Genomic DNA, 12,656 nt, shown 5'->3' with positions numbered 1-12,656 from the left:
AAGACACCAAGAATTCGATTTGATATAGTACTCTTTTTCAGTTATCCTACCTAATCCAAAGCGATCGCAACCAACTAAGTCCGTCAGGAACTTAAGTCTTGACTTGCATTATTAATGCATCGGCTTACATTATTTGAGAAACTCAGATCCCCGACTTCTATAAGAAGTCGAGGATCTTTGGGACTTTTCCTACACCCCTATACCCTTACACCCCACACCCATTTTCATATCAGTTGTAACGAAATCAAATTGGGGTGAATGTTACCATATTTAAATTTTTTCTTGGTCAAAGTAAAACTGCGATCGCTCACTTCCACCTAAAAGTCCTAACCAAAAAATTTCCAACTACTCTGTTTGAGGTCTCCTACTCTTTACTTGCCGACCCAACAATTTCTCATTTAACCAATGACTAATAACTCTAATAACTAACAAGCACCACAGCTAGCTCTCTGCTTGCAAAGCAAAAGAAATGACAAAGGGATGAAGGCTAGGTTCTGTTAACCTGGATTTAATTTTTATCTGTTTGTAGCAAAATAATTAACTTAACAGAAAAAAAATTCTCAAACTATTGTTAACAATTGTAAAATTCATATCTTCAAGACTAGAAACATAATTTTTATCTAGTTACACTAACAAAAAGAGTGCGTGTGCTGTTACTAATTAAAAAAAGGCGTGGTTCTCTAGTTTAGATGATCCCTGTTCAACTGACTCTGAAAAATTTCCTCAGTTACCGTGATGCAACTTTAGATTTTCGCGGCTTGCATACGGCTTGTATTTGTGGAGCGAATGGCGCTGGAAAATCTTCTTTGTTGGAAGCTATCACCTGGGCAATTTGGGGCGAAAGCAGAGCCAATTCTGAAGATGATGTTGTTCACACCGGTGAAAAAGAAGTTCGAGTAGATTTCGTTTTTAGAACCAGCCAACAGCAAACTTATCGAGTGATTCGTACGCGCGCTCGTGGTGGTAGTAGTGTTTTGGAATTTCAAATCGAAACCCCAAATGGGTTTCGCTCACTCACTGGCAAAGGAATGAGGGCAACTCAAGATGTGATTTTGCAGCATATTAAACTAGATTACGATACTTTTATTAACTCTGCCTACCTGCGTCAAGGTCGGGCAGACGAATTCATGCTCAAGCGTCCGAGCGAACGCAAAGAAATATTAGCGGAATTATTAAAACTTAATCAATATGATGACTTAGAAGAACGGGCAAAAGATTTATCGCGTCAGTTTAAAGCTAAAGCCGAAGAGTTAGAACGCTCGTTGGAGTCGATGAAAATTCAACTGCAACAACGAGATGCGATCGCAACTCAAAGAGTCACCTTAGAAAACGAACTCAACCAACTCCAACAAGTACAAGCTTTTGAGAATATCAAACTCCAAAGTTTGCAAGTTGTCCAGCACCAACGGCAAAACTGGGAAGAGCAACTGAATTTTGTCAGACAGCAATATCAAAATTTAACTCAAGATTGTGATCGCCTAGAGCAAGAACGGGGAGCAGTTGGCAGTCAGCTAGCCACATTAGAAGAATTATTAGCTCAAGAAGCACAGATCAAAGCCGGATACAGCCACTACCAAAATTTGCAATCTCAAGAAGAAGCCACAAGCGCCAAATTTGCAGAATACACCCGCGCTCAAACCACCCGTCAGCAAAAGCAACAACAGCTTAACAAACAAATTAACGAAATAGAACGACAACTGCAACAAGCACAAGCGCAATTAGAAGCATTACGTCAGCAAGAAGCAGAAATTCAACAAACTCTCAACAAATCAGGTGAAGTAGAAGCAGCTTTGTCTCAATTAGCAGCAGCACGTCAGCGTCTAGCTCAATTAGATGAACTGCAATTACAAGTGTCTCCCTTGCTGCAACAACGAGCAACTTTACAAAATCAAATCCTGCGGGTGCAAGCAGGGTTAGTAGCGCGATTAGAACAACTAGAAGCCACACAAAACCAATTACAATCGCAGCAGCGACGCCAACCGCAACTGCGACAAGCAGTGATGGAAGTAGCAATGCAGATTGAAGAGTTAGAGAAAAAGCGGGTATATCTGCAACGAGTTCAAGAAAAAGGACAGGAACGGCGTAACTTTATTGAACGGCTACAAGCTCATCAACGCGATTATGAAAGATTGCTAGGAGAACTAGAGCAAAAAATCCAAATGCTGCAAACTCCCAATGCCATTTGTCCTTTATGCGAACGGTCTTTGGATGAGCATCACTGGAATCGAGTTGTAGACAAAACTAAATCTGAGTATAAAGATACAGAAGGACAATTGTGGGTAGTCCGAGAACAAATGGCTGTCTCAGACAGAGAAATTCAGGTACTAAGGCAAGAATACCGCGATATATCTCAGCAATTATCTCCCTACGACACATTGCGAGAACAAAGAGGACAACTCGCAGCCAAGTTACAGGCGACAACCGATGTTGAACAACAATTACAAGATATCGCCGCCCAAAAACAACAACTAGAGCGATCGCTGCAACTAGGTGAATACGCACCCGACAAACAAGCCGAACTTCAAGAGTTAGAAAATTATCTGCAACAACTCAACTATCATGAACAAGACCATGCCCTCGCTCGCAGCGAAGTAGAACGCTGGCGTTGGGCAGAAATTAAACAAGGACAAATTAAAGACGCACTCAAGCGACAAACTCAAATAGAAGCAAGAAAACCAGAACTTCAGGCACAAATTGCTCAGTTGCAAACAAAAATTAAACAAGAGGCGATTGATTCTGAATGCGCTAAAGAAATCGCCGCCTTAGATCGCTACGTTGCTGAACTTGGCTACGACACTGAACAGCACAACAACCTCCGCCTAGCTGTACGCAAAGCCCAAGCCTGGCAATTACGCCACCAGCAACTACAGGCTGCACAACAGCAGTATCCGCAATTAAAAACAAGAGCGCAAGAATTAGAGGTAGCTTTACAGGCAAGATGGGCAGAACGGCAAAGACTAAAAGGCCAAATTGAAAGTATTGTCAGTCAACTTGAAGAAACAGCCAATCCTCTAGAGCAAATTCAAGCCTTAGAGCAACAACTCACAACTCGCCGCCGCCAACTCGACGAACAAATTAGCCAGTTGGGGCGCTTGGAACAGATGGCGCATCAACTAGAAATGCTGCAAACTCAATACGAGCAACAGCAGCAACAACAGCAACAAGCCAAAGAACAATACCGTGTTTACCAGGAATTAGCCCTAGCATTTGGTAAAAATGGTATCCAAACCCTGATGATTGAAAACGTCTTGCCGCAACTAGAAGCAGAGACAAATCAACTACTTTCCCGCCTCAGCGCCAATCAGTTACATGTACAATTTATTACACAAAAAGCAGGACGTAACGGTAAAGCAACCAAGAAAAATAGCAAGTTAATTGATACTTTAGATATTTTGATTGCCGATGCTAGAGGAACGAGAGCCTATGAAACTTACTCTGGTGGAGAAGCGTTTAGAATTAACTTCGCGATTCGTTTAGCTTTGGCAAAATTACTTGCACAACGTGCTGGGGCGGCTTTGCAAATGCTGATTGTCGATGAAGGCTTTGGTACACAGGATGCAGAAGGATGCGATCGCCTGATAGCAGCAATTAATGCGATCGCCCCAGATTTTGCTTGTATTCTCACAGTGACACATATGCCTCACCTCAAGGAAGCCTTTCAAGCCCGGATTGAAGTGAATAAAAGTCAGCAAGGTTCGCAGTTGCGTTTGATGGTTTAACAGCTAGAGTCAGTAGGCGATAATAATTAATATTGCTTTGATAAAAGTACGGTAGCTATGACTGAGTTACTTGAACAAGCGATCACCAAGTTAAAAACACTTCCTGCCAGTGAACAGGATGCGATCGCGGCAATGATTTTGGCAGAACTCGAAGACGAAGTGCGATGGGATGCGACCTTTGCCAAGTCTCAAGATGCTCTCGCTAAACTAGCAGCCGAAGCAATGGCTGAGCATCGCGCAGGCAAAACCCAAGAATTAGATCCAGAAACATTGTGAAGTCGCGTACTACTGCTCAGTTCCGCAAAGCGTTTGCGGATCTGCCTGAGCAAGTTCAAGAGCAAACACGCCAAGCGTATCGCCAATTTAAACAAGATCCGGCTCATCCAAGCCTGCGCTTCAAAAAGGTGCATTCAGAATTACCAATTTATTCTGCTCGGATCAGCAAAAGTTATCGTGCAGTTGGACAGTTAGACGGAGATACAGTCATTTGGTTTTGGGTCGGTTCCCATGCGGAGTATGATAAGTTACTCTCTCAGTTTTTGTGACAGTAGCCTAACACAGCATTGTAGATGAAAGATGTGATCGCCTTAACATCGCTTGCATATGTTTCGTGATCGCACACTGAAGTTAATATACTGTGGTTGATAGTCGATCTAAAAATAATGCCTAAGAAGATTAGGGAGTTAAAACAATGGTTACGCCAAGTAGGTTTTACTGAACTCCCAGGAAAAGGAAACCACACTAACTGGATACATTTATATGCTGGAAAGCTAACGGTTTCAGGGAAAGATAGTTCGGATGCTAAACCCTACCAAGAATAAGGATGTCCAACAAGCTATAAAAGAGGTAGAGTCCAAACAACAGCAGGAGAAGCAGGAAGATGAGTAAATTTAAGTATCAAATGTTAATTCAATGGTCTGTTGAAGACAACTGCTTCTTAGTTGGATTTCCTGATTTTCCCGGACAGCGTTGGCGCACTCATGGCGATATTTATGAGGAGGCTGTGACAAACGGTATTGAAGCCTTAGAATCCCTAATTATGGCTTACGAAGCCACAAATGAACCGCTTCCACAGCCAACAGTTTATCAAGTTGCGTAATTGAGCTTATTACTATACGTGTCAGAATTGGTGATGCGATGGGCTATGTTCCGCAGTAGGCGATCGCTATTACTGTATTAGTAGGGATGGGTAGCGTGATCGCACTCCTGTTATAGTTCACTCGCAAATTCTCAGTAAGATAAAAACTGAGACTAAATAATCACAAATAATACCAATTCAAATAATGTTTGCGACAGATAACCCCACCCCAACCCTCCCCTTGCTAAGGGGAGGGTGCCGTTAGGCGGGTGGGGTCTTATATAATCCATGTGTTGTATTCTTTTTTCAAATTGGTATAAATTATGTCTAGGCTCATGGAGGCACAGCAAAAAACTCGCAATGGCAATCATGCTATTGTCATTGGTAGTGGAATGGCCGGACTGTTGAGTGCAAGAATTTTAACTGAACACTTTGAACGTGTCACCGTAGTAGAACGCGATCGCTTACCACAACAGCCAGAAATACGTCAGGGAGTTCCTCAAGCAAATCACGTCCATGCATTACTAACTCAAGGGTATCGCATTCTAGAAGACTTATTTCCTGGGATTGAAGAGAAACTAATTGCAGCAGGTGCGCCTTGTGTAAACTGGGCAATAGAATCATGTTTTTTTCATGCATGGGGTTGTGCAAAGCGTAGTTCTTCAGACTTAATTACTCATACTTGCAGTCGTCCTTTTCTGGAGTGGGTAGTTCGTGGTTATCTGAGTAGCGATCGCCAGGTGGAATTTTTATCAGCAACTCAGGTAAAAGGTTTACTAACTGATGCAACTAATTCTAGGGTGACAGGAATAAAACTACGTTGTCTTGATGATGCACAACCACAGGAACTAACATCAGATTTAGTTGTTGATGCTAGTGGACGTAACTCTCAGTTACCCAAGTGGTTGGAGGAAATTGGCTATCAATCTCCTAGTGAAACCGTAATTAATTCCTTTTTAGGTTACAGTACTTGTTGGTACGAATCACCAGAGAATTTACAAGCAGATTGGAAGGTGCTTTACGTAACTTCCAAACCACCTGATGACAAACGGGGTGGAGCAATATTTCCAGTAGAAGGTAATCGCTGGGGTGTAATTTTGGTTGGTATCAGCCGAGACTATCCACCGACTGATGAAACTGGGTTTATGGAATTTGCGCGCAATCTCCGTACTCCCGAAATTTATGAATTCCTCAAAGACGCTAAACCCGTTTCTTCAATCTATGGTTATCGACGTACAGAAAATTGCTGGCGTCATTACGAAAAGCTTGCTCACATACCAGATGGTTTGGTAGCAATTGGTGATGCTGTGTGTAGTTTTAATCCTGTTTATGGTCAAGGAATGACAACTGCTGCTTTAGGGGCGCTAAGTTTGCAAGACTGCTTACAAAAACAGTATCAAAACCAACACAATCTCACAGGATTAACAAAACGTTTCCAAAAGCAACTTGCAAAAGTTTTAGAAACTCCTTGGTTGATGGCAACAAGTGAAGATTTTCGTTGGGAAACTACCGAAGGTGGAAAACCAGACCGACTTACCCGACTGATGCATCAATATATGGATAGATTATTACAGCTTTCGGTTAGTGACCCTGATATTTACCGGAGTTTTTTGGCAGTGATGCACATGACTAAGCAGCCAGCATCACTGTTTGCACCAAATCTTTTGCTGCGAGTGTTAAAAAATGTTGGCACAAAGTAAAAAAGTTCATCATTGAACTTCAAAACTTTGGCGATGAGTTGTAGAGATTTGTGAATGAGTATTAGAATTTTGTCAACGAGTATTTGAGATTCAGCCACGAGTATCAGAACTTCGTCAACGAGTATTTGAGATTCATTCACGAGTATCAGGACTTGGTGAACGAGTGTTTGAGATTCATTCACGAGTATCAGGACTTGGTGAACGAGTATTTGAGATTCATTCACGAGTATCAGGACTTGGTGAACGAGTTTTTGAGACTCAGCCACGAGTATCAGAAATGATTTTGGCAGAACTCGAACATGAAGTGCGATAGGATGCGACTTTTGCCAAGTTTCAAATTTAGATATCACTTGGTTTGTTAAACAACTCCAAAATTTCCCTACAAAAATGCTTTAGCTTTTCGCTTATATCTTCTGAAGGCTGGGTTGCGCCTACAAAATTCCAATTTTCTATGGTTGAGAGTCGCCATTGTTCACCCAAGTGGCTAAATCCTGCTACTTCCACACCAATTGCACGACGTAAATTACTTACAGGATCTTCGTAAAAACGGATCTGAATCAAGATACTGCGGCTACGCCATGATTTGCTTACCCCAGGAAAGTGAAAGCCGATATCTATGGAATCTGGATCGATTAACTCTCTGGTTTGTGGATCATTTGTCCACGGTTTGAGATCAGATCTAGCGTCAGGGAACTGAAATTTAAATAGATTAACAGCTGTAGCAATCTTGCTGGCGAATTCTAAGTTAGTTCCCATTTCAGCTGCGTTCACGAAAACACTCTCCCCAATTTGTGTTTACTAATGGACGATGCGACGAAATTAAAACCGCCAGAAGGCTCTTGAATATGGAGTTTCAGCCTATTAGGCTATCAACATCTTGATATTTTTGGCAAATTTCCAGTTAGGTTTTCTTAACAATATTTATATTAGAGTTAGATTGTGGTCTAGACTACTTATTTTAAGTAATTATACTCAAAATATCAAGACAAAAAAAGAATTTCGGCAAAATACCTTGCTAATCAGAACAAGATGTTACACGCTCCGATCTAAAATGACACTGTTAATCGGTAATACATAAGCTTAGTTTATGGCGCGTCAACGCTCACTCTTGTCACTAGTTCTAGTTCTTTTAGCAACATTTCTGATCAGCTGTGGTGGTCCTAGTGTAGCTACAGCACCTCCAACTTATACCCCCACACAGATCGAGAAAATTCAGGGATACCTGCCTAAAATCGAAGCTGTGCGCGATCGCTCTGATGAACTCAAAGAGCTGATCCAAGATAACAATTGGGTAAATGTTGGTAATTTTATCCACGGTCCTATGACAGAAGCAAGGCTAAACATGACTTACATCATTCCTAACCTTCTGCCTCAAGATCAACCAAAAGCGCGTCAAGTGGCGCGAGAAATGTTTAACCATCTGGTTCAAATCGATCAAGCCACTGAATCTGCCAATTCTCTCAAAGCTTTGAGTAATACCAAGGCTGCATTTGCAGATATTGACAATTTCCTGAATTTGCTTCCAGAAGCTAGCACTTCAGCAGAAGCTGGTTAGGCGTAATTAGTTACCAGTGATCAGTTATCAGTTATCAAACTAAATTGCTCACTGATAACTGTTAACTGATAACACTCCCTTGTCTATTCTCAAAAACTATGAATGTTGTTATTATCGGCTGTGGTGCAGTTGGAGCTGCGATCGCCTATGAACTTAGTCTAGTCAAAGGGCTAAATATTACAGTTTTCGATAAACAACCACCCGCACAAGCTGCTACAGGGTCAGCGTTGGGCGTTTTAATGGGTATTATCAGTCATAAGATCAAAGGCAAAGCTTGGCAACTGCGTCAAATTAGCATTCAACGCTACGAAAGCCTAATTCCAGAACTAGAGGAACTCACAAATAGCAAGATTCCTTTTAACCGTCAAGGAATTGTCATGCTATTGATGAAGAACGCAGATGCTTCTGTATCAGATGAAGAAATCTCACGCTGGGAAAAACTAACCAAAATTCGCCACACTCAAGGATACCAGCTAGAGATTTGGGATACTGCTAAACTACAAAATTTCTGTCCCCAGGTAGAAGATAAAAATATTATTACTGCTGTCTATTCTCCTCAAGATCGCCAACTAGACCCGACAGCACTGACATTGGCTTTAGTTACAGCCGCCCAAAAGAACGGTGTAACTTTTAAATTTGGCGTGAATGTTTTGGGGATAACCCCATCCGTAAGCAGGCAGGAGGGACACTTTTGCCAGCAATTAGAAACAACAGAGGGGAAAATAGCAGCAGATTGGTTTGTAATTGCTGCTGGACTTGGTTCATCACCATTAGCAGCACAATTAAACTATTCGGTTGATATTCGTCCTGTACTAGGACAAGCTTTACAACTACGATTAGGATACTCTTTGGGTAATCCCGATTTTCAGCCAGTCATCACTGGTAATGATGTGCATATAGTTCCTGTGGGTAATGGAAATTACTGGGTAGGTGCAACGGTTGAGTTTCCCACAAATGGCAATCATGAGATAACACCCGACCTAGAATTGCTTGAGTCTGTAAAACAACAAGCGATCGCCTTATGTCCTGATTTAGCAAAAGCCACCACTATCCGCACTTGGTCTGGTTTGCGTCCCCGCCCTCAAGCACGTCCCGCCCCTATCATAGAGAAATTATCAGGCTTTAGTAACGTCCTGCTTGCTACCGGACACTATCGTAATGGCATTTTACTTGCACCCGCCACTGCTGACGCAATTCGTGAGATGATTATCTCTAATTAGAAAAAAAGCAGGTTTGTAGTAAGGACTTTAGTCCTTAAACATTTAAGCGCTGAAGCGCTTACTACAAACCTATTTATTTTATTGACGCCCTTGCATTTTTAATAAAATGTCCATAACAGAACATAAAATTACCGTAGATTCACAAGAATGGTTTTACAGATTAGCAGAACCAATTGGTAGAACTGATTTATTACCAGTTTTGTTAGTACATGGTTTAGTCTCGCAGAGTTACAGTTGGCGTAAAATTTTACCTGCATTAGCACAACAAGGAACAAAAGCGATCGCACCAGATTGGATTGGTTTTGGATTTTCCTCTAAACCTGAAAAAAGAAATTTTGCTTATACTCCCGATGCATTTATTACAGCTTTAGAAGGATTAGTTAAAGCGTTAGAATTAGAACGTTTTTCTTTAGTTGTACAAGGTTTTTTAGGTTCTGTAGGGTTGCAATATGCCTTACGTCATCCAGAACAAATTGCCAATATTGCTATCATCAATACACCAATTTCTGGCACTGCTCAATTACCTTGGAAAATTCAACAAATGGGTCTACCTTTAGCAGGTGAAATGATGACCCAAGACCCCTTATTAGTAGACCGAACTTTAGAAGGTGGTAGCCGTTATGTCATCCCTGACAAAGATTTAGACGTTTACCGTCAACCATTTTTGAAAACATCTGCTGCTGGACGCGCCCTTCTGTCAACAATTCGCAATTTACAACTAGCAAAAGCCATGACAGAAATCGAAACTGGTTTCAAAGATTGGCAACAACCAATATTAATTCAATGGGGAGTGATTGATCCTTGGTTGAATGTAGATATGGCAGAAAATTTTGCTAAAGCTGTACCAAATGCAGAATTAGTCAAATTAAATAATGTTGGGCATTATCCACAGGAGCATTACCACGAAACTATTTTGCAAGATTTGTTGCCCTTTGTGCGTCGTGCTGAGTCTAGTTGACGTAGAAAATAAAGAAATGGATGTTGCACAAATTGGGATGAAAATTGAAGAAGGCAGAAGTACGGAGGCAGAGGACAGAAGGGAATTAAAGGGGAATACCACCGGACATGCCGCTTTGCGTCTTGTGACCCCCAGGAACATTGCAGACCAGTAAATCGAAGATTTACTGGGGGTCTTAAACCCATTTGGCAGAGGGTACAGATGGCTCAATCACAAACGAAAACTTTAGATCTTAGCCATCTGCCCGAAGCCTTTCTTGATAAACCACTAAGTCATCAAGACACCAAGAATTGAATTTTCTATTTGTAAGAGTCGTTTAGTAGGGTGTGTTATGCCGAAGGCTAACGCACCTTAAATTGTTGGTAGTGCCGTACTCTCGCCGATAACACACCCCTTGTATATTAAAGGTTTTCTTGTTTATATAAGGGCGATCGCACATGGCTTCTAGTTTAATAGTTTACAAATCTCTTCAGCGCATCTATGTAATTGGGTAAATTACGCTACCATACTGTTCTGTCAGTCTATCTATCGCATTCTTTTTTCAAATTGGTATTATACTCCTCATCTGTTGGGAGAACGAGGGGTCAGACCCACCATTCGCCAACAGCATCTTTCAAAAAGTCGGGGATTTGGCTCTCTCAATAGAAGATGTTCTTAAATAACCTGTACAGACGGCTGCATTAACAAAACAGACCGACGGATTAATAAAACAGACCGACGGATTAACAAAACAGACCGACGGATTAACAATGTAGGTCAATAACTAGGTAAGTGAAAATAACTTATCTCCCTTCCCTTGTCCCCCAATTTAGCAGATGTGAGTAATAACAAATAAGCGATCGCTCAACACAAGCCAATTCTTGGTTTAATTTAGGTTTTAGAAAAGGAGAGCATCCTACTAAATGTGTAACTTTAATTTACATATGGGATTGTGACTGACCCAGGAGAATGAAGAAACGAACCACAAAGAACGCAAATTACACAAAGATCAGAGAATTGTCAAGGGTTTTGGTGTCATCCCGTGAATTTTGGAAAAATTGGGATGTAATCTAGAAAAGTAGGTCTGTGCGACTGTTTAAAAAGATAGTTACCATTTAAAATAATCAGCTACAGAATATCTGAGCAGTAAAAGTGCCGTACTTAATCTACGCTCCTGACACACCAAATGAGAGAGTTTATGAGTTGAAACAAGGATTTAATACCCTTGGTCGTAAAATTGATAATACTATTGTCTTGTTGGAAGAAACCGTATCTCGTTACCACGCGCAGATTCATGTCAGCCCCAATGGAGTAATGATTAAAGACTGTGGTAGTCGTAATCATACTTTTGTTAATCAAGTAAAAATTACTGTCTCTCAACTCCGTGATGGCGATGCGATCGCTTGTGGTCAACTCCAGTTAAAGTTTGTTCATTCCTTGAAGAAATCTCAGTCAAAGCCTGTCGGAGACAATAAGGAATTATTAAGCGAACATTTAAAACAAATTCCTCTGCCCCAAAATGAATCTCAACTTCAGAATTTGGTGGCGCACAAGCCTAGCGATGACTCAATTATCAAGTTGAAGTCTCGCAATACTCAGCAACAAACAGTCAACAAACTCAAAATTCTCTTAGAAGTCAGCAAACAACTTTGTTTGCCTGACGAACCCGAACAACTTCTGCACAAGATCCTTGATCTACTATTTCAAATTATGAGCATCGATCACGCGGTGATTCTCTTGGTCGATGAAAAGTCTCAACAACTCGAACCAAAAGCCACTAAGTTCAGGGAGGATCTTGTTGGTTATCAACAGCTTTACAGTCGCAAAATTGTCAATCTCGCTTATGAAAGCGGGGATGCAATTATCACTCAGGATGCTAGACACGATCAGCGATTTAACGATTCTTTCTCGGTTGTCCGAGAAGCAATTCAGAATTGTATGTGTGTACCTCTCAAAACCTATACGCAAGTTATTGGGGTGTTATACGTCGATAATTTATCTCCTTCTGTCACCTATACCGATGAAGATTTAGAGTTTTTAAGTGCTTTGGCTAACCAAGCCGCAGCAGCAATTCACATGTCTGGCGAATTTTACAAACGAGAACAAAAGCTCAAACAAGAAGTATTAGACTTAAAAATTCAAATTGACCAAGCAAAAAAAGAAAGCGATATTGCTGAGATTGTGAACCTCGATTATTTTCAAAGGTTGCAGGAATACGCTGAGCAGTTTAGAAACAAAGATAATCTTACTTGAACATAAAGCAGAAGGCAGACGGCAGACGGCAAACGACAGAAGAGAGAATTTATTTTCCCTCTGCTATGCACTGACTTTTCACGGGATCTAGAAAACCTCTCTCCTACAAGGCTACCGTGTACACACAAGTCGGAAAAACCTTATCCACAAAAAATTTGAGTCTGGTAGGGTGCTTTATGGACGTTAGTCCAACG

The 12,656-nt window shown here is 41.2% G+C and carries 11 protein-coding genes and 1 pseudogene; 11 read left to right on the top strand and 1 reads right to left on the bottom strand.

The features are described 5' to 3' along the window. The first annotated feature begins 689 nt into the window (after positions 1–689). From RS893_RS04900 to RS893_RS04870, 7 genes and pseudogenes are all read left to right on the top strand, one after another. A complete protein-coding gene (locus RS893_RS04900) occupies positions 690–3,719 on the top strand; it encodes an SMC family ATPase (RefSeq protein WP_315790135.1) in 3,030 nt (1,009 codons plus the stop codon). 57 nt (positions 3,720–3,776) lie between these two features. Further along, positions 3,777–3,995: a hypothetical protein gene (locus tag RS893_RS04895; RefSeq protein WP_315790134.1), complete on the top strand. Its 219-nt coding sequence runs from the start codon at positions 3,777–3,779 to the stop codon at positions 3,993–3,995. Then, a complete protein-coding gene (locus tag RS893_RS04890; RefSeq protein WP_315790133.1) occupies positions 3,992–4,264 on the top strand; it encodes a hypothetical protein in 273 nt (90 codons plus the stop codon). The genes RS893_RS04895 and RS893_RS04890 overlap by 4 nt, the downstream gene beginning before the upstream one ends. 117 nt (positions 4,265–4,381) lie before the next feature. Continuing rightward, positions 4,382–4,607, top strand: a pseudogene (locus RS893_RS04885) (type II toxin-antitoxin system HicA family toxin). Continuing rightward, positions 4,600–4,818, top strand: a complete 219-nt coding sequence (locus tag RS893_RS04880; RefSeq protein ID WP_315790132.1) for a type II toxin-antitoxin system HicB family antitoxin — start codon at positions 4,600–4,602, stop codon at positions 4,816–4,818. The pseudogene RS893_RS04885 and the gene RS893_RS04880 overlap by 8 nt, the downstream one beginning before the upstream one ends. Before the next feature lie 302 nt (positions 4,819–5,120). Then, on the top strand, positions 5,121–6,497 hold the full coding sequence (locus RS893_RS04875) for an FAD-dependent oxidoreductase (protein WP_315790131.1): 1,377 nt from the start codon (positions 5,121–5,123) through the stop codon (positions 6,495–6,497). A 163-nt stretch (positions 6,498–6,660) separates the two neighbouring features. After that, a complete protein-coding gene (locus RS893_RS04870; protein WP_315790130.1) occupies positions 6,661–6,810 on the top strand; it encodes a hypothetical protein in 150 nt (49 codons plus the stop codon). A gap of 26 nt (positions 6,811–6,836) precedes the next feature. On the opposite strand, the gene RS893_RS04865 is transcribed toward RS893_RS04870, so the two are convergent. After that, entirely contained in the window at positions 6,837–7,268 is a 432-nt protein-coding gene (locus tag RS893_RS04865) for a hypothetical protein (protein WP_315790129.1), read from the bottom strand. 316 nt (positions 7,269–7,584) lie between these two features. Here RS893_RS04865 and psbQ point away from each other — a divergent pair, with 316 nt between their 5' ends. From psbQ to RS893_RS04845, 4 genes are all read left to right on the top strand, one after another. Continuing rightward, a complete protein-coding gene (gene psbQ / locus RS893_RS04860; protein WP_315790128.1) occupies positions 7,585–8,052 on the top strand; it encodes a photosystem II protein PsbQ in 468 nt (155 codons plus the stop codon). A 98-nt stretch (positions 8,053–8,150) separates the two neighbouring features. Next, the gene (locus RS893_RS04855; RefSeq protein ID WP_315790127.1) at positions 8,151–9,272 is read left to right on the top strand and encodes an FAD-dependent oxidoreductase; all 1,122 of its coding nucleotides are present in this window, start codon (positions 8,151–8,153) and stop codon (positions 9,270–9,272) included. A 106-nt stretch (positions 9,273–9,378) separates the two neighbouring features. Beyond that, the gene (locus RS893_RS04850) at positions 9,379–10,230 is read left to right on the top strand and encodes an alpha/beta fold hydrolase (RefSeq protein WP_315790126.1); all 852 of its coding nucleotides are present in this window, start codon (positions 9,379–9,381) and stop codon (positions 10,228–10,230) included. Positions 10,231–11,361: 1,131 nt separating this feature from the next. Beyond that, positions 11,362–12,462 carry a GAF domain-containing protein gene (locus RS893_RS04845; protein WP_315790125.1) on the top strand — a complete coding sequence of 367 codons (1,101 nt, stop codon included), beginning with the start codon at positions 11,362–11,364 and terminating at the stop codon, positions 12,460–12,462. The last annotated feature ends 194 nt before the right edge of the window (positions 12,463–12,656 follow it).

This window comes from Fischerella sp. JS2 (assembly GCF_032393985.1).
In the GTDB taxonomy this organism is placed as follows: Bacteria; Cyanobacteriota; Cyanobacteriia; order Cyanobacteriales; family Nostocaceae; genus Fischerella.
This window is presented reverse-complemented; position numbering and strand designations above follow the sequence as displayed.